Raw genomic sequence first — 20,578 nt, forward strand, 5'->3', positions numbered from 1 at the left:
GTCATTAAAGGCCTCTAGATTTATCAATGTTGGTCTGCGAGCTACCAATGCCAGCTGCGATTCGGCAGATGATTCTTTTGGGGCTCGCGCCTTAGCGACCTTCCGGTACGTTACCTAGCTTTTGGTGGCCGATAGATCAAGGGCGCGACAGGTGCCATCGCCCAATGGCTCTTGGAATCGTACCTTGAACAGGACGACCCTGCCAAAACATACGGAGATGAGGGAGCTAAAGCCTAGATTGTGTTGAGCGCCTGAGCGGCACCTCAAGCGTTGAGTGCTGCCATCAGGCTGCATGCGATACCAAACATCATCTTGGGTGGTACCGCATTGCCGATCTGCATCGCTACTTGGCTGGCATTGCCATGAAAGACATAGTCGTCGGGGAAGGTCTGCAGTCTAGCTGCTTCTCTTAGGGTGATGGCTCTGTTCTGCACCGGATGAGCGAATCTGCCCCGGGTTATGTCTGTGCAACCGGTAGTGAGTGTTGGGGCCACATCAGACCATTTCATTCGGCCGTAGGTGTCTGAAAAGGCGCTTTTTTTGGCATTCTTGTGACAGGCAAGCTGAAGATGTGGGGGTAGAGCGTCTCGGCCGCCTCCGTCAATGGGAATATGGCGCAGACGCTCGATGTTCAAAGGCGAATGCTTTCGCGCGTAGTGCAGTGGGTCGGCTCCGGCGGCTGTTCGGCCTACTGGAGGCACAGGCAAGTCGCTGATAGTTTCGCCAACGGTCGTCTTGCTGACTCTGGCAATGTTAATCGCTTTTTGCAGATCAACTCCCTTCGCGGCTACCAGTATCATCCGAGTTCGCCGTTGGGGTACTCCCAGCTCGGCGGCATCAACACGCATCGGTTCTGCCACTTCATAACCCGCTTCGTTTCGAAGCCATGACGTAAAGTCGTCAAAAATATCAGTCGATGCCAGCCCAGGAACATTCTCCAAAAAAACCAACGACGGGGCGAAGCTGATGATGAATTTTTTGGATTCTGTCACCAAGTTGTTTCGACTATCGTCGGCGCTTTTATGGCGATTTTGGCTACTGAAGGGTTGGCAAGGCGCGCATATCACCAGAAGGTCGAGCTTGCGGGGGATCAGATCGGCGAAATCGTCAGGCTTTACCTGTCGAATGTCTTTCTCGAGCAAGCGCACTGAAGGATGATTCGCACGGTACGTGCGGCAAGCTCCTGCTTCGTAATCCACAGCGCCTACGACCTCGAATCCAGCCTGTCTCAACCCCAAAGAAACAGCACCGGATCCGCAGAATAGATCCAAGGCGATTGGCTTTTGGGCGCACGGGGGCATACGATTTCCCTGAAGGTTAAGAGTGTTCCTACACCCAGATTAGGGACAGGTAACTGAGGCGGTGGTTTGCGGTCATGCTATGCGTAACTGGCTGTAGAGTCTAGATTTTTATGGGTTTTTGACCTGTCGAAAATGGCTTCCGTTACCGGTAATCAGTGAGGAACGCTGCCCAGCAATCGCCCGTAGACGTGCCTCCTTTCGACCGATCACCGGTTATGGATGTCGGGATGGCGAGCGGACACTCTATTAGAGGAAGACAATGCGGGACCGATCTCATGAAGAAGCAATGGTTGAACAGCTTCGTGCCGATCCATCGTATGCGTTGGCATTGCTGACAGAGGTCCTTCGCGCAGGCAGTCCGGAGGAGCAAGCCATCGTATGGCGTCAGATTGCAGCGGCGTTTGGGTCAAATTGATTTTAGCGCTAGGCAAATGGTGCATGGTTTTTTTCATGGTATTTTTATGGTTAAGGTCAGTTTTCTACCCTGTTTTATTGGGCTTTCACTCTTGTTTCTAATAGAGTGGGAATGATCCCTATCTGGCGTTGAACGAAAAGGGCCGCATTGCAGGCCCTTTTCTTTTGCCTGGGGAAAACTGCTATTCGCTGCCAGGCGGGTGGCCGAAATAGGCCTTGTAGGCATGGCAGAAATTGGCAGGGTTGGCATAACCCACATGGTAGGCCACCTGCGACACCTGCCAGCGCCGTTCGAGCAGCAGGGTGCGGGCCTGCTCCAGGCGTTGCTGGCGCACGTACTGCAGCATAGGCCGGCCGAATTCGTCGCGGAACGCCCGGCGCAAGGTGGTCTCGCCCACGCCCAGTTGGCGTGCAAGGCTGGCGGCGGTGGGTGGGGTGGCCAGTTGGGTGTCGAGCAGACGCCGTGCTTCGATGGCCAGGTCGCGCAGCCCTCGGTCCGGGTTTTTCTTGCCCTGTGCAGGGCCTATCAAGTGGCGTGCCAGCTCCAGCACCACGGCCACGCTCAGGCTTTCGCAATGCAGGCGCCGTAGCCCACCGGTATAGGGTGACAGGTACAGCTGCTGCAGCAAGCGGCTGACGGCGGGGCATTGGGGGAGTTGATCGAAGCGCATGCCGTCTGCGGTCAAGGCCAGCAGGGGTAGCAATTGCGCATCGTCCCGCGCCAGCTCATGCAGGTAGTCGCCGGCAATGCGCACGCCAGCCATGCGCGCATGGCTGTCTGCAGGCAACTGGTCCTGCGCTTCCAGGCTTTCGCCCAGGCCCAGCAGGTGCAAGTGGCCGGGGGCGTAATGGTTGAGCGTGCCGTCGACCTTGTGCTGCCAGGCACCGTCGAACACGTGGACGATGCACAGGCTTTGCGGCAGCAGTTTGTCGATTTGCAACGGTTCGGGAAACTGCAGGTTGCAATCGAAGTACTGCAGCCCCGCGTGCACGGTCTGCGCCCGATAATGCCCGGTTGCACGCCCCATGATCTGCGCCTTGCCGCTGTCCAACACGCCGGCGTCGGCGAGCGAGCCGGGGCTGTCGAAGGAAAAGGAGGTGTCCAGGTAGGGGCTGGTCGATCGCATGGGCGCTACGTCCTTGGTTGGCGGCGGCATGAGCGTAAATGGTAACGCGCGCACATTTTTGGCAACAGCCATTGTGCGCGGCGGCCCATCTTTTGTGCGAACCGGCCACAGGGGTTGGCAGTGCCGGCGTAGCTGTCTTCAATGATCGATCGTTTCGCATCATGGTGGAAAAAATGTTCGCTTATCGTAAATGGGCTGCCTTGCTGGTGGCATCGCTCACGCTTTGGCTAGGACAGGCACACGCCGAACAACGGCCTGCAGTAGCCGAACAGGTCAAGGCCTATATGGGCACCGAGGGCGTCAAGGTATGGACGCTGCGCATTGGTGAGCGGGCCGCCAATGAGGCGCTGGTCCAGGTCGAAGGCGTCGATCACGACTGGAACATGCGCATTCAGAAAATGCAGGTCGAGAAAACCGCCAAGGACACCCGCTACTGGACGACGGTCGATGGCAGCAAGTTTGTCGTGTTGATCGTGCAGGGCGGCTGGGGCGGCGAGCTCTACCTGCCGGGTGAGCCGCAACCGTTGCCGGTTGGCTACTCCGAGGGGCTGTCGCGCCAAGGTGATGCGCAGGCTTTTCTGACCGACTATCTGGCCAAGCAGCAGTGAACGGGGAGCACATCTGATCATGGCTAAACCCGACGATCCGCTGGCCGACCTTTCCGGCGCGCTTGGCGAAGACTATGAGCAAGCCCGTGCCGCCCAGCGCGAGCGGGTGGTTGCCGAACTCAAACAGGTAATCGAGCGCGTCCCGGAGCAAAGCGAATTCACCAACTCCCGGCGTTACAAGGTCTGGGGGCCGATACTGCTGGTGGGCGCCCTGATTCTGCTGGTCACCACGTTCAACCCGCAACGCCTGGGCGCGGTCGCACTGGTGCTGTTCGTGGTGTGCATGGCGGCCGCGGTGACCTGGCAGCACCGCAACGCGGGCACGCAGGTGTTCATGCGCCTGACTCGCCGACAGCTGTTCGTCGATACCCTGGACGCCCCTGTCGACATGGCTGAAGTCGAGGACATCGCGGTCAAGGACGAAGGCCTGGTCATGGTGCAGACGCTGGAGATGAGCAGCGAAGCTGCGCTGCCTAAGCATCGCGTGGTCAAGCTGCAGTTTTTCGGAAACCAGGCGATGGCCCTGAAAAAGCCGCGACCGCAGATTCGCATCATGTCTGCCGGCCTGGCCTTGAAGGGTCGCAAACTGGGGAACGACGAAGTGCTCGAGCTGTTGGCGGCATACCGCAATGCGGCCCATGCCCAACGGCAACTGGAGTTGATGCAGGTAGATGTATAGCGGGGCGCTGCAATGAGGCGCCTGGGTTGGGGCCTGGTCATGCTGCTGTTGCCGCTGCTGCTGGTCGGCTGGGGCTGCGTGCAGCAATGGCGGGCCGAGACGGTACAAGAGCAGGCGCGGATCACCCAGCAGTGGCTGGCGACGCCCAGCGAGGACTTGTTGCGCACACTGCCTTGGGCGGCGCGCAAGGAACTGGCAGGGCGCCTGGACACGCGTGAAGTGCTGCAACGGCAGTTGGATGAACTCGATACCGACCGCCACTGGCTTAGCGTGCGTAGAACGCTGGCCGGTGTCGGCGGCTGGCTGGCATGGGGCGCGCTGGTCGCTGGCATCGGCGCTTGGCTCAGGCTCAGGTACGACGCCTGGCGGGCCTTGCGCTCGGCGCATTACCTGCACCAGCGCATGACCGCCAGCTGGCGGGTGCTGGGGCGTTGGCTAAGCGTCTACATGGGGCTGCTGGCTGGCTCGCTGGGCCTTCTGCTGCTGTATGAAGTCAGCGCCGGCTTCAGCCATGCGGCACAGGGCGGGTTTACCGTGCTGATCGTTGTGCTGCCGCTAGCGTCATTATTGCTCGTGTGCCTGCGTACCGCCTGGCGTATGCGCCAGCAATGGCCGCGCATCGGGGCGTCGAAGGCGAGCTTTCTCGGCCGACAGCTTCACCGGCAGGGGGCTCCGGCGCTCTGGCAATGGGTTGAGGGCCTGGCCACGCAGTTGCGTGCGCCAGTACCGGACAATATCGTGGTCGGCATCGACCAAAGCTTTTTCGTCACCAGCGTTCCAGTCGTGCTGCAGCCCGGTCAGTCGGTACTCAATGGCCGAACCTTGTACTTGTCGTTACCGTGTCTCGGCGCCTTGAGCCAGCGGGAAGCCGCCGCGATCATTGGCCATGAGCTTGGCCATTTTCGTAGCCGCGACACGGAGCAGGGCAGTGCAACCAATGCACGCTTCAGCTTGATGTGCGCCCAGTTCTCGACCCTGGTCGATGCCGAGCGCGGTGCCGACTGGGTCGCTCGCCCGGTGGTATGGGCAGCCGGTCAGTTCCTGCACCATTTTCAGGTCGCGGTCCATCACTGGGGGCGTGAGCAGGAATTGCTGGCTGACCGGGCCGGTGCCGAAGTGGCCGGACCGGAGCTGTTCATGCAGGCGTTGTTGCGGGCGATCGCCCTGGACAGCGTGGTCGATGCCTTGCTGCACGAGTGCGGCGGCCAAGGCCTGCTGGCAGCGCTGCCCCGGCATTTGCAGCGCGTGCCGTTGCGCCTGGATGAGGACGTGCTGGGCCTGACCATGCCCCATCCATTCGACTCCCATCCGCCACTGGCTGCGCGCCTCGACAACCTTCGCGTCAGGCTGGACGGTGCACTGCTGCAGGCTGCCATGCGCCAACCTGGCGACCATGACCGGCAGTGGTTCAATCAGTTGTGTGGCGGCGCCGTGGAAGCGGAACGCCAGGGGCTCTAGAGACTTCACTTAATATTTCCCATTTGCAGGTGTATCGTATTCGCCCTTCATCGTCAGCCGAGGCTGGCAGCTTGATCGCACCGAACACGAGGTACCCGCACCGATGTCCTTCACCCGTCGACAAATGCTCAAGGGCCTGACCGGCCTGGTTGTGGTTGGCCTGGGCGCCGGTGGCGCGGCGCGTTACTGGCTGGGCAAGGTCGAGGACGACAACGCCGGCCATGACTACGAGCTGATCGCCGCGCCGCTTGACGTCGAGCTGGTGCCGGGCTTCAAGACCGAGGCCTGGGCGTTCGGGCCGTCAGCACCGGGCACCGAATTGCGTGTGCGCCAAGGCACCTGGCTGCGGGTGCGCTTCATCAACCACCTGCCGGTGGAAACCACCATCCACTGGCACGGTATCCGCCTGCCGCTGGAAATGGACGGCGTGCCTTATGTGTCGCAACTGCCGGTCAAGCCAGGCGAGTACTTCGACTACAAGTTCCGCGTACCGGATGCGGGCAGCTACTGGTACCACCCTCATGTCAGCAGTTCCGAAGAGCTGGGCCGTGGCCTGGTCGGCCCGCTGATCGTCGAGGAGCGCGAGCCCACCGGCTTCCGGCATGAGCGCACACTCAGCCTGAAGAACTGGCACGTGGACGAGGAGGGTGGCTGGCTGCCGTTCAGTATCCCGCGCGAGGCCGCGCGCAACGGCACCGCCGGGCGCCTGATCACCATCAATGGCCAGGCCGACGCGGTCACCGAACTGCCGGCCGGGCAGGTGGTGCGCGTGCGTCTGCTGAACCTGGACAACACCTGGACTTACCGGGTGAACCTCAAGGGCAACTGCGAGGCCCGGATCTACGCGCTCGATGGTAACCCGGTGACCCCTCGCCCCCTGGAGGACGAGTACTGGCTCGGCCCTGGGATGCGCATCTGCCTGGCTATCCGCATTCCCCAGGCGGGGGAGGAAATCTCCCTGCGCGATGGCTTCGTGCGCCTGGGCACCCTGCGCTCAGTGGCCAGTACCGATGCCCCGGGGGACTGGCCGCCAGCGCTGCCGGCCAACCCGATAGCCGAACCGGACCTGGAGAATGCCGAAAAGCTCAACTTCAATTTCGAATGGGCGGCGAAGGTTTCGGTCACCTCCGACCAGGACAAGCCACCGAGCCTTTGGCAAATCAACGGCCAAGCCTGGGACATCACCGACAAGACCTGCGCCGACCGCCCCATCGCCACGCTGCAAAAAGGCAAAAGCTACATCTTCGAGTTGAAGAACATGACCCAGTACCAGCACCCGATCCACCTGCATGGCATGAGTTTCAAAGTGATCGCCTCCAACCGGCACGACATCAAGGAACCGTGGTTCACCGACACCTACCTGCTGGGCAAGAACGAGCGCGCGCAGGTGGCCCTGGTGGCGGATAACCCGGGCACTTGGATGTTCCACTGCCACGTCATCGACCACATGGAAACCGGCCTGATGGCCGCTATCGCGGTGGTGTGATGCGCCCGCAGATCATCGATCGCAGCCGCGATCAGGAATTCATGCGCCTGGCGTTGTCCCTGGCAGCCGAGGGTGCAGCGCTGGGCGAGGTACCGGTGGGGGCGGTGCTGGTGCAGCATGGCCAGGTGATTGGCCAGGGTTTCAACCGGCCGATCATCGACAGCGACCCCAGTGCCCATGCCGAGATGGTGGCGATTCGGGCGGCGGCCAAGGCGGCCAGCAACTACCGCCTGCCAGGCAGCACCCTGTACGTCACGCTGGAACCGTGCAGCATGTGTGCAGGCCTGATCGTACATTCACGGGTGATGCGGGTGGTGTTTGGCGCGCTGGAGCCCAAGGCGGGGATCGTGCAAAGCCAGGGGCAGTTCTTCGGCCAGGGCTTTCTCAACCACCGGGTGATGGTAGAGGGCGGGGTGCTGGCGCAGGAGTGTGGGCAGATCCTCAGCGACTTCTTCAAGGCCCGTCGGGCCAAGGGCTAGCCTGGGCCGGCCTGTTCGCGGGCACGCCCGCTCCCACAGGGGTGCCACCCCCTCAGGCTTGTGGTGGACCTGTGGGAGCGGGCGTGCCCGCGAACAGGCCGCTACAGGCTCACATCGGCGGTGACTGGTCCGCAGGCTTGTCCTTGTTCACACCAGGCACATGCAGGTTGCCTTCGGCGACCTGGCCTTCGAGCTGCGGTTGGGTGACCCAGGTGAGGATGTCGTAGTAGCGGCGGATGTTGGCCACGAAGTGCACAGGCTCGCCACCGCGGGCATAGCCGTACTTGGTCTGCCGGTACCACTGTTTCTGCGACAGGCGCGGCAGCATCTTCTTCACGTCCAGCCACTTGTTCGGGTTGAGCTTTTCGCGCTTGGCCAGGGTACGGGCGTCTTCCAGGTGGCCGCTGCCGACGTTGTAGGCAGCCAGGGCGAACCAGGTGCGGTCGGGCTCCTTGATGCTGTCGTCGAGCTCTTCCTTGATTTTCATGAAGTACTTGGCGCCCCCCTGGATGCTCTGCCGCGGGTCCAGGCGGTTGGATACGCCCATCGCCTGGGCAGTGCGCTGGGTCAGCATCATCAGGCCGCGTACGCCGGTCTTGGAGGTAACCTCCGGTTGCCACATCGATTCCTGGTAACCAATGGCGGCCAGCAGGCGCCAGTCCACCTGCTCGACCTTGGCGTAGCTCTTGAAGTGCTTCTCGTACTTGGGCAGGCGCTGCTGCAGATGCTGGGCGAAGGTGTACGCGCCCACGTAGCCCAGAACATCGACATGGCCGTAGTAGCGGTCCTTCAAGCGCTGCAGGGTGCCGTTTTTCTGCGCCTTGTCGAGGAATTCATTGATTTCGTTGAGCAGGCTGTTGTCTTCACCGGCCGCGACTGCCCAGCGTTGATCACGGGTGTCGCCCACATCGAAGGCAACCCGCACGTTGGGGAAGTACACCTGGTTCATCGCCAGTTCGTTGGAGTCGACCAAGGTCAGGTCGATCTGGCCTTCGTCGACCATGCGCAGCAGGTCGACCACCTCGACCGCGTCGGACTCTTCATATTCCAGGCCAGGGTTCTGCTTTTTCAGCTCGGCCAGAAGGTCGGCATGGCTGCTGCCCTTGAGCACCATGATTTTCTTGCCGACCAGGCCCTTGGCGTCGGTCGGGCGTGGGCGGCCGTTGCGATAGACCACCTGCGGGGTGACTTCCAGGTAGGGGTGCGAGTATTTCACCTGGGCCTTGCGCCGTTCACTGCTGACCAGGCCGGCCGCGGCCAGCACCGGGCCGGCGGGCTTGCCGAGCGAATCGTACAGTTCGTCGAGGTTGTCGGCGGTTTCGATCTGCAGTTTTACGCCGAGATCATCGGCGAAATGCTGGACAAGTTCGTACTCGAAGCCGGTTTCGCCGTTGCGGTCCTGGAAGTAAGTGGCCGGGCTGTTGCGGGTGATCACGCGCAGCACGCCGTCCTCCTTCACGCGCTCGAGGGTGCTGGGTTTTTCAACGCAGGCACCGAGCAGCAGAAAGAGTCCGGTTGCGAGGAGCCATTTGGCGCAACGCTGGCGCAAAGCAGTGTGGGCGAACATAGCTTGCAGTATACGCAAAGGACCGGCGCAACCATATCTCGACAACTGTTAGGTTGTCTGGTAGCACATTCTGTGCAGTGTTGCGGCCTGATCCTCTGTAGGAGCGGCCTTGCGTCGCGATGGGCCGCGCAGCGGCCCCGGGGGTACTGGCGGCGGTGCTGGAAAACTGGGGCCGCTGTGCGGCCCATCGCGACGCAAGGCCGCTCCTACAGGGCGTGGAGAACAGGGGGATTTTTTTGACCCCAAAGTCCGGTTCCGCCGCCCGGCAGCCATGGCTTAGAGCGGGTGCCGAAAGCCAACGATTTAGGCTAGAATGCACGGCCTCTAAGCACACCCCTTCCTGAGGCTGTCCCGACGATGTTGATCCTGCGCGGCGCTCCTGCCCTTTCTGCCTTTCGCCACGGTAAATTACTCGAGCAACTGAGCCAGAAAGTCCCCGCTGTTACTGGTTTGTATGCCGAATTTGCCCACTTCGCCGATGTTGAAGGCGAACTGACCGCCGACCAGCAGCAGGTGCTGGGCCGTCTGCTCAAGTACGGCCCGAGCGTGCCGGTACAGGAGCCGAGCGGCCGCCTGTTCCTGGTCGTACCGCGCCTGGGCACCATCTCGCCATGGGCCAGCAAGGCCAGCGACATCGCTCACAACTGCGGCCTGCAGGCAATCCAGCGCCTGGAGCGTGGTATCGCCTACTACGTTGCCGGCAACCTGAGCGACGCTGACGCCGCCCTGATCGCCGCCGAGCTGCACGACCGCATGACCCAGCGCGTGCTCGGCCAGCTGGAGCAGGCCGCTGACATGTTCAGCCACGCCCAGCCCAAGCCGATGACCTCGGTCGATATCCTCGGCGGCGGCCGCGACGCGCTGGCCAAGGCCAACATCGACCTCGGCCTGGCCCTGGCCGAAGACGAAATCGACTACCTGGTCAATGCGTTCCAGGGCCTCAAGCGCAACCCGAACGACATCGAACTGATGATGTTCGCCCAGGCCAACTCCGAGCACTGCCGCCACAAGATCTTCAACGCCAGTTGGGACATCGACGGCCAGGCGCAGGAAAAAAGCCTGTTCGGCATGATCAAGAACACCTACCAGATGCACAACGAAGGTGTGCTGTCTGCATACAAGGACAACGCCTCGGTGATCGTCGGCAACGTTGCCGGCCGCTTCTTCCCGAACCCTGAAACCCGCCAGTACGGCGCGGTGCAGGAGCCGGTGCACATCCTCATGAAGGTGGAAACCCACAACCACCCGACCGCCATCGCCCCGTTCTCCGGTGCGTCCACCGGCTCGGGTGGCGAAATCCGTGACGAAGGTGCTACTGGCCGAGGCGCCAAGCCCAAGGCGGGCCTGACCGGCTTCACCGTGTCCAACCTGCGCATTCCGGGCTTCGAGCAGCCCTGGGAGCAGGCCTACGGCAAGCCAGAGCGCATCGTCGACGCCCTCGACATCATGATCGAAGGCCCATTGGGCGGTGCTGCTTTCAACAACGAATTCGGTCGCCCGGCGCTGACCGGCTACTTCCGTACCTTCGAGCAAGCCATCAACACCCCGCACGGTGAAGAAGTACGCGGTTACCACAAGCCGATCATGCTCGCAGGCGGCATGGGCAACATCCGTGAAGACCACGTGCAGAAGGGCGAGATCACGGTCGGCGCCAAGCTGATCGTACTCGGTGGCCCGGCCATGCTGATCGGCCTGGGCGGCGGCGCTGCTTCGTCGGTGGCCACCGGCGCCAGCTCCGCTGACCTGGACTTCGCTTCGGTACAGCGTGAAAACCCGGAAATGGAGCGCCGTTGTCAGGAGGTCATCGACCGTTGCTGGCAGCTGGGCGATGCCAACCCTATCGCCTTCATCCACGACGTGGGCGCCGGCGGCATCTCCAACGCCTTCCCGGAGCTGGTCAACGACGGTGGCCGCGGTGGCCGCTTCGAGCTGCGCAACGTGCCCAACGACGAGCCGGGCATGGCCCCGCACGAAATCTGGAGCAACGAGTCGCAGGAGCGTTACGTGTTGGCCGTCAGCGCCGTCGACTTCGAGCGCTTCAAGGCCATTTGCGAGCGCGAGCGTTGCCCGTTTGCCGTGGTCGGTGAAGCCACCGAAGAAAAGCACCTGACCGTCAGCGACAGCCACTTCGGCAACACCCCGGTGGACATGCCCCTCGACGTGCTGCTGGGCAAGCCGCCGCGTATGCACCGTTCGGTCACCCGTGAAGCCGAGCTGGGCGATGATTTCGACCCAAGCGAGCTGGACCTGGACAGCGCCGTGCAGCGCGTGCTGAACCACCCGGCAGTGGCCAGCAAGAGCTTCCTGATCACCATCGGCGACCGCACCATCACCGGCCTGGTTGCCCGCGACCAGATGGTCGGCCCGTGGCAGGTTCCGGTTGCCGACTGCGCCGTCACGGCCACCAGCTTCGATGTGTACACCGGTGAAGCCATGGCCATGGGCGAGCGAACCCCGCTGGCCTTGCTGGACGCCCCGGCATCCGGCCGCATGGCCATTGGCGAAACGCTGACCAACCTGGCGGCATCGCGCATCGAGAAACTGTCCGACGTCAAGCTGTCGGCCAACTGGATGTCCGCTGCCGGCCACCCAGGTGAAGACGCGCGCTTGTACGACACCGTCAAGGCGGTCGGCATGGAGCTGTGCCCAGAGCTGGGCATTACCATTCCGGTCGGCAAAGACTCCATGTCGATGAAAACCAAGTGGAGCGACGAGGGCGTCGAGAAGAGCGTGACCTCGCCGATGTCGCTGATCATCACCGGCTTCGCCCCGGTCACCGATATTCGCAAGACCTTGACCCCGCAACTGCGCATGGACAAGGGTGAAACCGACCTGATCCTGGTCGACCTCGGCCGCGGCAAGAACCGCATGGGCGCCTCGATCCTGGCCCAGACCTACGGCAAGATCGCGGCCCAGGCACCGGATGTCGACGACGCCGAAGACCTCAAGGCCTTCTTCGCCGTGATCCAGGGCCTGAACGAAGATGGCCACCTGCTGGCCTACCACGACCGTTCCGATGGCGGCCTGGCCGCCACCGTGCTGGAAATGGCCTTTGCCGGCCACTGCGGCCTGGACCTGCACCTCGACCCGCTGACAGACAGCAAGGCCGATGTGGCGGCCATTCTGTTCAACGAAGAGCTGGGGGCGGTCATTCAGGTTCGCCAGGACGCCACCCCCGACGTACTGGCACAGTTCAGCGCCGCTGGCCTGGGCGAAGGTTGCGTGGCGGTGATCGGCAAGCCGGTCAACAACGCCGAAGTGTCCATCAGCCTCAATGGCGAAGTGCTGTTCGACGACGACCGCCGCATGCTGCAGCGCCAGTGGGCCGAGACCAGCTACCAGATCCAGCGCCTGCGCGACAACGCCGACTGCGCCGACCAGGAATTCGACCTGCTGCTGGAGGAAGACAACCCGGGCCTGTCGGTCAAGCTGGGCTTCGACGTCAACGACGACATCGCCGCACCGTACATCAAGAAAGGCGTGCGCCCGCAAGTGGCCATCCTGCGTGAGCAGGGCGTCAACGGCCAGGTTGAAATGGCTGCAGCCTTCGACCGCGCCGGCTTCGCCGCCATCGACGTGCACATGAGCGATATCCTTGCCGGCCGCGTCGACTTCGAGGCCTTCAAGGGCCTGGTGGCCTGCGGTGGTTTCTCCTACGGGGACGTGCTGGGCGCCGGTGAGGGCTGGGCCAAGTCGGCGCTGTTTAACAGCCGCGCCCGTGATGCCTTCCAGGCCTTCTTCGAGCGTACCGACAGCTTCGCCTTGGGCGTGTGCAACGGTTGCCAGATGATGTCCAACCTGCACGAGCTGATCCCGGGCACCGAGCACTGGCCGCACTTCGTGCGCAACCGCTCGGAGCAGTTCGAGGCACGTGTGGCCATGGTCGAAGTGCAGAAGTCCAACTCGATCTTCCTGCAAGGCATGGCCGGTTCGCGCATGCCGATCGCCATCGCCCACGGTGAAGGCCATGCCGAGTTCGCCAGCGAAGAAGCGCTGCTGGCCGCCGACATGTCCGGTTGCGTGGCCCTGCGCTATGTCGATAACCACGGCAAGGTCACCGAAGCCTACCCGGCCAACCCGAACGGCTCGCCGCGCGGTATCACCGGCCTCACCAGCCGCGACGGTCGCGTGACCATCATGATGCCGCACCCGGAGCGTGTGTTCCGCGCCGTGCAGAACTCCTGGCGCCCTGACGAGTGGCACGAAGATGCCGCGCTGATGCGCATGTTCCGCAATGCGCGGGTGTGGGTGAACTAAGGCGTGTACAAGCTCGCCTTCTTCGTCCCCGCCAGCCATGTCGACGTGGTCAAGGCCGCTGTGTTCGCCGCTGGTGGCGGGCGCATCGGCGACTATGACCACTGCGCTTGGCAAACCCTGGGCCAGGGCCAGTTTCGCCCGCTGGACGGCAGCCAGCCGTTTCTCGGGCAAACTGGCCGGGTCGAGGTGGTGGAAGAGTGGAAGGTGGAGCTGGTGGTGGCAGACGAGCTGGTAGCCCAGGTCGTCGCTGCGCTCAAGCAAAGCCACCCGTACGAGGCGCCAGCCTATGAGGTGTGGCGGCTCGCCGAGTTCTAGACCGCATCAGGGCTATTCGCGGGCACGCCCGCTCCCACAGGGGGTACACAACTTGTGGGAGCGGGCGTGCCCGCGAACAGGCCAGTAAAGCCAGCGCAAGGCTGGCTGTACCACACCGGATCAGACGGTGCCGATCTCTCCGCCATCAACCCGCTGAATCACCACCGTCGCAGCCCGCGGCCTTACCTTGGTACCCGCTGGCGTCGCGTCCGTAGCGTTGTCGGTGCATGGCCAGTTCCCTGGGTGCTGAATGTTGACGAACAGCGTCTTGTTGTCCGGGGTAAAGGTAATCCCGGTCACTTCGCAACCATTCGGGCCAACGAAGAAGCGCCGCAGGTCCACCTGGTTCTGCGCGTTCACCGGCACCTGTTTGCCGCCGGCGTCCACCAGGTTGGTGGGGATCACCGCCAGTAGCTGGTCGTTGGTGTAGTCGGTGACAGTGCTTTCGCCGTTGTCGGTCTCGAACCACAGCACGCCACGGCTATCGAAGCTCATGCCGTCCGGGCTGGCGAACTGGTTCAGTTCGGTGAGGCCGGAACGGTTGATGTCGGCGGTACCGGCAGCGTTGGCGCCAAACACGAAGATGTCCCAGGCGAAGCTCAACTGGTCGTCGCTGTCGTGCCAGCGGATGATATGGCCATGGCGGTTCGGCCCGCGCGGGTTGGCGGCATCGGCTTTTTCCGGGGTGCGCGCACTGTTGTTGGTCAGGGTCAGGTACACGTCGCCGTTCAGCGGATTGACCGTGGTCCACTCCGGGCGGTCCATTGGCGTTGCGCCCACGGCATCGCCGGCACCCCGGGTGTTGAGCAGGATGCCCGGCAGGTCACCGTACAGCGCGCCCAAGGTGCCCCCGCCAGTGGTGGGGGTAGTCACGTCCAGCAGCAGCCAGACGCCAGTGCCGTCGGCATTGAAGCGGGCGACGTACAGCTTGCCTTGGTCCAGGTACTTGGCACCAGTGGCCAGTCGGTCGGCCGGGTTGGCATCGGCGGCATCCCACACGGCGCTGGACACCCACTTGTACACGTATTCGTTGTTGGAGTCGTCACCCATGTACCACACCAGTGGCTTGCCCGGCACCGGCAGGCCCGGGGCGCAGCCTTCGTGGCGGAAGCGGCCCAGTGCGGTACGTTTGGTGGCGAGGGTGCTGCTGTCGTAAGGGTCGATCTCGACGATGTAGCCGTAGGTGCTGGCTTCGTTGCGGTAGTCGTCGGTGGCGCTGGCGCCCTTGGCGGTCACGTCGAAACGGGCGAACTCGTCGGCTTCCTCGCCGGCGTCGCCGGCTGCACTTTCCCATTTGAACTGGCCGCTGGAAGTGCCCACGCCAATGCGCTGCTGGTCTTCAGGGCGGGTGCCCTTGTTGACGAAAATGCCCGGCCAGTTTTCTTCACAGGTGAGGTAGGTGCCCCAAGGCGTATAGCCGTTGCCGCAGTTGTTGTTGGTGCCTCGGCAGTGGGTGCCGGCGGGGGAGTACTTGGTCTTGACGTGTTCGGTGCCACGCAGCGGGCCGCTGATGGCCATGCGCGATGCGGTGGTGAAGCGGCGGTTGAGCGGGTCGTTGTCGACCACCTGCCAGCGGCCATCGGTTTTCTGCAAGCGCACCACGCCAGCGCCGTGGGCGTTGATTTCCTTGCGCACTTCTTCGGCCGGGCGTTTGCCATTGATATCGGTCGTTGGGCCGGCCGGGTGCAGGGCGGCAGTGTCGATGTACTCGAAGTTGATCGCCAGCAGGCCGTCTTCCGAGCTGCCGTTGATGGGGAAGAAATGCATGCCGTCATGGTGCATGCCCATGGCGTTGGCTTGATCGGTCGAGGTATTGCTGCCATCGGCTCGCCACGGCTTGGCGTTGCTGTTCAGCGGCGTACCCCATGGGGCGAGCACGTAGGCGCTGTAGCCGGCGGCGACTGCGCAGGCGTCGGTGCGCGATCCGGGGATGGACTGGAAGCCCAGCGCCATTTTCGGCTTTTCCGGCTCGGTAACGGGCGGCTGGGTGAGCGGATCATCGTTGGCGGAGCCGCCGCTGTCGAAGCAGCCTGCCAGGCCTGTACCGGCGATCATGGCGATGGCTGCGCCCAGGCTGCCGCGCATCACACTGCGGCGGCTGAGGTAGACGTCCATGACAGAGGCCATCGGCAGGTTGCCGCTGTGGTTCCGGTCCAGATTGTCGCCGGTATCTCGACTCATCAGAGTGTCCTTGTACTCGCTGGGTTGAAACAAACCGCGACTATAAGGCGCAAATATGATGATTCGTTGGCAGAAATGTTAACGAGCTTTTAAAGCAACCGGCTCCCGGCATTGCCTGGCCTGCGTGGCTGCGCTGGTAGGGCTCAGGGCCGGATTTCGATCAACGTCCCATCGCGTACCAGGTTCCACACCTCCTGCATGTCACGGTTACGCATGGCAATGCAGCCATCGGTCCAGTCCAGGGTGTGGAAATACCATTCCGGGTATTCATCGTTGATCGGTGTGCCGTGGATCATGATCATGCTGCCGGCACTCACCCCTTCACGGGTAGCGCGGGCGGCATCGTTGCTGTTCGGGTAATTGATGTGCATGGCCAGGTTGAAGCGATCGCTCTGCTTGCGCCAGTCCAGCCAGTACAGGCCCTCTGGGGTCTTCTTGTCGCCCTCGCGCTGCTTGGCGCCCTTGGGCTGCTTGCCCAGGGAAATGCGGTAGGTCTTCAGCGGCTCGCCACGGCTGATCAATTGCAGGCGCCGCTCGGACTTGATCACCAGCACCTTATCGATCAGCGGTTGCATCGCCTGCTGCGAGGGCGACGGGGATGCCGCGGCCTGCACAGGCTTGCGAATGATGGTCTCGGTAAATGCCGCCTGGGACACCGAGGTAACGCAAAGGCAGAAAATGGCAAGCAACCAGCGCATGTAACGGTATCCCTGAAGGCGTCTAGGTATTGGGTGAAACGAGCATCGGCGGCAGGTATTCATGGCCTATGGGGTAGTGCGCCCCGATGCGGTCGCGATAGTAGCATTCTAGTGTGCGCGTGACTGTGCGGAAAGCCAGCTCACCCCAGGGAATCTCGTGTTCCTCGAACAGCCGCACCTCCAGGCTCTCGACGCCCACAGCGAAATCCAGGTCTGCCAGTTCGGCGCGGAAGAACACATGCACCTGGTTGATGTGCGGCAGGTCGAACAGCTGGTACAGGCTGGTTGCGCCGACCCGGGCGCAGGCTTCCTCCACCGTTTCGCGACGGGCGGCCTGGTCGAGGGTTTCGCCGTTCTCCATGAAACCGGCGGGCAGGGTCCAGAAACCGCGGCGCGGCTCGATGGCGCGGCGGCACAGCAGCACCTGGCTGCCCCAGGTGGGCAGCACGCCGGCGACGACGTTGGGGTTCTGGTAGTGGATGGTCTGGCAAGCCTCGCAGACATACCGCAGGCGGCTGTCGCCTTCGGGGATCCGCAGGGTGACCGGGTGGCCGCACGCGCTGCAGTAGTTCATGGCACTATCCTTTATGTTCCGGGCTATCTTGGCGCGGCCGCAGGCGCGCCGCAAGCGCGGGGGCTTGGGTGCCACGCGGCTTTGGTGCATCATGCAAGGCAGGCCTTGGATACGAGCGTGCGCAATGCTGGACGAGCTACTTCGCCGAATGAGCAACCACCAACCCGCGTCACTGGAAACCGACCGGCGGTTCCCCGAAGCGGCGGTTCTTTTGCCCATTACCCGTAGCGAAGCGCCCGAACTGGTCTTGACCCTGCGCGCCCAGGGGCTGTCCACCCATGGCGGTGAAGTGGCTTTTCCCGGAGGCCGCCGCGACCCGGAAGACCCGGACCTGGTGTTCACCGCGCTGCGCGAAGCCGAGGAAGAAATTGGCTTGCCGCCGGGTCTGGTCGAGGTGATCGGCCCGCTGAGCCCGCTGATTTCACTGCATGGCCTGAAAGTGACACCATTCGTCGGCGTTATCCCCGACTTCGTCGAATACCGCGCCAACGACGCCGAGATCGCGGCAGTATTCACCGTGCCGCTGGAATTTTTCCGCCAGGACCCGCGTGACCATACCCACCGTATCGATTACCAGGGCCGCAGCTGGTATGTACCCAGCTATCGCTATGGCGAATACAAGATCTGGGGCTTGTCGGCGATCATGATCGTCGAACTGGTCAACCTGCTGTTCGATGCCGGCATCAGTTTGCATCAGCCCCCTGAGCGGTACATCGAAAACTGAGCGGGGCCAACCCCGTCGTCTGTGTTCCAGCCTGAGGAGCAAGCATGAAGTACCGCCTGGGCGACCTGCGGGTCGAGAGCCACCCCACCAGTTGGGCCGCGCCTAACGCCACGCTGATCGGCAACGTGCGCCTGCAAGCCAATGCCAGTGTGTGGTTTGGCGCAGTGCTGCGCGGCGACAACGAGCTGATCGAGATCGGCGAAGACAGTAACGTGCAGGACGGCACGGTGATGCACACCGACATGGGGTCGCCGCTGACCTTGGGCAAGGGCGTGACCGTCGGTCACAATGCCATGCTGCATGGCTGCACGGTCGGTGACTACAGCCTGGTCGGCATCAATGCGGTGATCCTAAATGGCGCGCGTATTGGCAAGCATTGCATCATCGGCGCCAACGCGCTGATTCCCGAAGGCAAGGAAATTCCTGACGGTTCGCTGGTGATGGGTTCGCCGGGCAAGGTGGTGCGCGAGCTGACCGAGCAGCAGAAGCGCCTGCTGGAAGCCAGCGCCGCCCATTACGTGCACAATGCCCGGCGTTATGCGCGGGAGTTGGTAATTGACGATGAGTAATGTTGTGGAACGGCCGGTGGCCTCGCCCTGCGTGAGCATCTGTGCGTTGGACGAGCAGGACATCTGCACTGGCTGCCAGCGTAGCGTGGCCGAGATCGGCCGCTGGGGGCGGATGGACAATGACGAGCGCCGCGCGGTGCTCAAGCGTTGCCATGAACGGGCAGTTGAGGCTGGCCTGATCCTCTAGTCTGATGCAGAACCCTGTGGGAGCGGGCATGCCCGCGAAACCGCCACCGCGGTACATGGCACCGGCTCCGCCGGTGTTCGCGGGCACGCCCGCTCCTACAGGTACAGCATGAGCCTGGAGGGTTACGGATCATCTTTAGGAGCGGGTTTACCCGCGAACGGCTCGACGGTAATCTGTACCGCTTGCCCACAGATTACCCGCCATGTTCTATCTGCTTGCCTATATCAGCAGCGTAGTGCTGATCAACTACGCCTTTTCCAGTGCCCCGCACCTGGACGTCATCTGGTCTGCCTGGGGCGGCCTGGTGTTCATCCTGCGCGACATGGTGCAAACCCGCTTCGGCCACGGCGCCCTGGTCGCCATGCTGGTGGCGCTGGTGCTGTCGTATGTGACCTCGGAGCCGGCCATCGCCCTGGCCAGCGCCACCGCGTTCTTCATTTCCGAACTGATCGACTGGCTGGTGTTCAGCGTCACCCGGCGGCCGCTGCGTGACCGCCTGTGGTTGAGTTCGGCGTTGAGCATTCCGGTGGACACCTTCATCTTCTTCGGCATGATCGGTGCCTTGGCCCCGGCGGTGGTCGGCACGGCCATGGCCTCCAAGTTCACCGGTGTCACCGCGGTGTGGCTGGCCATGGCATTTCGCGCCCGGCGGGCTGCTGCGGCCAGCTGATGGTGTAGAATAACGGTCCTTTTTCAGCGGGTCGCGCCAAGCCGGGTGCGGCCCCGGATGCCTTCGAGGACCTGAAATGACCCGTATCGGAACCCCCTTGTCGCCTACTGCGACCCGTGTATTGCTGTGCGGCTGTGGCGAGCTGGGCAAGGAAGTGGTGATCGAGCTGCAGCGCCTGGGCGTCGAAGTGATCGCCGTCGACCGCTATGCCAATGCCCCGGCCATGCAGGTTGCGCACCGCAGCCACGTGGTCAACATGCTCGATGGCGTGGCCTTGCGTGCCGTGATCGAGGCCGAGAAGCCGCACTACATCGTTCCGGAAATCGAAGCCATCGCCACCGCCACCCTGGTCGAGCTGGAAAACGAAGGCTTCAACGTGGTGCCCACCGCCCGCGCGACCCAGCTGACCATGAACCGCGAAGGTATCCGCCGCCTGGCCGCCGAAGAGCTGGAGCTGCCAACTTCGCCGTACCATTTCGCCGACACCTACGAAGACTTCGCCAAGGGCGTGGCCGATGTAGGCTACCCATGCGTGGTCAAGCCGGTCATGAGCTCGTCGGGCAAGGGCCAGAGCCTGCTGCGCAGCGACGCCGACCTGCAGAAGGCCTGGGACTATGCCCAGGAAGGCGGCCGCGCCGGCAAGGGCCGGGTGATCGTCGAGGGCTTTATCGACTTCGACTACGAAATCACCCTGCTGACCGTGCGTCATGTGGGGGGCACCACCTTCCTCGAACCGGTCGGCCATCGCCAGGAGAAGGGCGACTACCAGGAGTCCTGGCAGCCCCAGGCCATGAGCGAGAAAGCGCTGGCCGAGTCGCAACGTGTGGCCAAGGCGGTCACCGATGCGCTGGGTGGCCGGGGCCTGTTTGGCGTGGAACTGTTCGTGAAAGGCGACCAGGTGTGGTTCAGCGAAGTCTCGCCGCGCCCGCATGACACCGGCCTTGTGACCCTGATTTCCCAGGACCTGTCGCAGTTCGCCCTGCACGCCCGCGCCATTCTCGGGCTGCCTATCCCGGTGGTGCGCCAGTTCGGCCCTTCGGCCTCGGCGGTGATCTTGCCGCAGGGGCAGTCGCAGCAGACCAGCTTCGCCAACCTGGGTGCAGCCTTGAGCGAGCCGGATACTGCCATCCGCCTGTTCGGCAAGCCGGAAATCAACGGTACCCGCCGCATGGGTGTGTGCCTGGCGCGCGACGAGTCGGTTGAAGCGGCGCGGGCCAAGGCGACCCGCGCTTCGCAGGCGGTCAAGGTCGAGTTCTAAGCTGGAGGCTGCAAGCTGCAAGAGAA

18 protein-coding genes are annotated in these 20,578 nt (G+C 63.1%); 12 read left to right on the plus strand and 6 right to left on the minus strand.

Features of this window, described 5'->3' with window-relative positions; genetic code table 11:
• Positions 1-263: 263 nt before the first annotated feature.
• Together K4A76_RS05065 and K4A76_RS05070 are read right to left on the minus strand one after the other, a co-directional pair.
• Positions 264-1,301 (minus strand): DNA cytosine methyltransferase, encoded by a 1,038-nt coding sequence (locus K4A76_RS05065; protein WP_274411678.1) that lies wholly within the window; start codon positions 1,299-1,301, stop codon positions 264-266.
• Positions 1,302-1,897: 596 nt separating this feature from the next.
• Positions 1,898-2,842, minus strand: coding sequence for a helix-turn-helix transcriptional regulator (locus K4A76_RS05070; RefSeq protein ID WP_274411679.1), 945 nt, complete (start codon positions 2,840-2,842; stop codon positions 1,898-1,900).
• Positions 2,843-3,015: 173 nt separating this feature from the next.
• On the opposite strand from K4A76_RS05070, the gene K4A76_RS05075 reads away from it, so the two are divergent.
• From K4A76_RS05075 to tadA, 5 genes are all read left to right on the plus strand, one after another.
• Complete coding sequence (locus K4A76_RS05075) at positions 3,016-3,450, plus strand: hypothetical protein (protein ID WP_274411680.1); 435 nt, start codon at positions 3,016-3,018, stop codon at positions 3,448-3,450.
• A gap of 19 nt (positions 3,451-3,469) precedes the next feature.
• Entirely contained in the window at positions 3,470-4,129 is a 660-nt protein-coding gene (locus K4A76_RS05080; protein WP_125854972.1) for a hypothetical protein, read from the plus strand.
• A gap of 12 nt (positions 4,130-4,141) precedes the next feature.
• Entirely contained in the window at positions 4,142-5,587 is a 1,446-nt protein-coding gene (locus K4A76_RS05085) for a M48 family metallopeptidase (protein WP_274411681.1), read from the plus strand.
• 103 nt (positions 5,588-5,690) lie between these two features.
• Complete coding sequence (locus K4A76_RS05090) at positions 5,691-7,073, plus strand: multicopper oxidase family protein (RefSeq protein WP_054890219.1); 1,383 nt, start codon at positions 5,691-5,693, stop codon at positions 7,071-7,073.
• Positions 7,073-7,552, plus strand: a complete 480-nt coding sequence (gene tadA, locus K4A76_RS05095) for a tRNA adenosine(34) deaminase TadA (RefSeq protein WP_029885514.1) — start codon at positions 7,073-7,075, stop codon at positions 7,550-7,552. Before K4A76_RS05090 ends, tadA begins: the two co-directional genes overlap by 1 nt.
• Positions 7,553-7,661: 109 nt before the next feature.
• Here the strand turns inward: tadA and mltF are convergent, their stop codons facing one another.
• Positions 7,662-9,119, minus strand: coding sequence for a membrane-bound lytic murein transglycosylase MltF (gene mltF / locus K4A76_RS05100; RefSeq protein ID WP_029885513.1), 1,458 nt, complete (start codon positions 9,117-9,119; stop codon positions 7,662-7,664).
• Between the two features lie 357 nt (positions 9,120-9,476).
• On the opposite strand from mltF, the gene purL reads away from it, so the two are divergent.
• Both purL and K4A76_RS05110 read left to right on the plus strand, forming a co-directional pair.
• A complete protein-coding gene (gene purL / locus K4A76_RS05105; protein ID WP_009683428.1) occupies positions 9,477-13,376 on the plus strand; it encodes a phosphoribosylformylglycinamidine synthase in 3,900 nt (1,299 codons plus the stop codon).
• Between the two features lie 3 nt (positions 13,377-13,379).
• On the plus strand, positions 13,380-13,691 hold the full coding sequence (locus K4A76_RS05110; protein WP_009683429.1) for an NIF3 1: 312 nt from the start codon (positions 13,380-13,382) through the stop codon (positions 13,689-13,691).
• Between the two features lie 120 nt (positions 13,692-13,811).
• On the opposite strand, the gene K4A76_RS05115 is transcribed toward K4A76_RS05110, so the two are convergent.
• From K4A76_RS05115 to K4A76_RS05125, 3 genes are all read right to left on the minus strand, one after another.
• Entirely contained in the window at positions 13,812-15,872 is a 2,061-nt protein-coding gene (locus tag K4A76_RS05115) for a PhoX family protein (protein WP_274411682.1), read from the minus strand.
• Positions 15,873-16,015: 143 nt separating this feature from the next.
• On the minus strand, positions 16,016-16,570 hold the full coding sequence (locus K4A76_RS05120) for a L,D-transpeptidase family protein (protein WP_274411683.1): 555 nt from the start codon (positions 16,568-16,570) through the stop codon (positions 16,016-16,018).
• 22 nt (positions 16,571-16,592) lie between these two features.
• Positions 16,593-17,144, minus strand: coding sequence for an NUDIX hydrolase (locus K4A76_RS05125; protein WP_029885510.1), 552 nt, complete (start codon positions 17,142-17,144; stop codon positions 16,593-16,595).
• 124 nt (positions 17,145-17,268) lie between these two features.
• Here K4A76_RS05125 and K4A76_RS05130 point away from each other — a divergent pair, with 124 nt between their 5' ends.
• The 5 genes from K4A76_RS05130 (at position 17,269) to purT (ending at position 20,552) form a co-directional block, all read left to right on the plus strand.
• On the plus strand, positions 17,269-17,868 hold the full coding sequence (locus K4A76_RS05130; protein ID WP_029885509.1) for a CoA pyrophosphatase: 600 nt from the start codon (positions 17,269-17,271) through the stop codon (positions 17,866-17,868).
• 44 nt (positions 17,869-17,912) lie between these two features.
• A complete protein-coding gene (locus K4A76_RS05135; RefSeq protein WP_274411684.1) occupies positions 17,913-18,437 on the plus strand; it encodes a gamma carbonic anhydrase family protein in 525 nt (174 codons plus the stop codon).
• Positions 18,430-18,624, plus strand: coding sequence for a DUF1289 domain-containing protein (locus K4A76_RS05140; protein ID WP_054914026.1), 195 nt, complete (start codon positions 18,430-18,432; stop codon positions 18,622-18,624). Before K4A76_RS05135 ends, K4A76_RS05140 begins: the two co-directional genes overlap by 8 nt.
• A gap of 202 nt (positions 18,625-18,826) precedes the next feature.
• Complete coding sequence (locus K4A76_RS05145) at positions 18,827-19,294, plus strand: VUT family protein (RefSeq protein WP_047150237.1); 468 nt, start codon at positions 18,827-18,829, stop codon at positions 19,292-19,294.
• A 76-nt stretch (positions 19,295-19,370) separates the two neighbouring features.
• On the plus strand, positions 19,371-20,552 hold the full coding sequence (gene purT, locus K4A76_RS05150; RefSeq protein WP_009683437.1) for a formate-dependent phosphoribosylglycinamide formyltransferase: 1,182 nt from the start codon (positions 19,371-19,373) through the stop codon (positions 20,550-20,552).
• Positions 20,553-20,578 lie beyond the last annotated feature (26 nt).

This window comes from Pseudomonas sp. NEEL19 (genome assembly GCF_028751975.1).
Lineage (GTDB): Bacteria > Pseudomonadota > Gammaproteobacteria > Pseudomonadales > Pseudomonadaceae > Aquipseudomonas > Aquipseudomonas juntendi.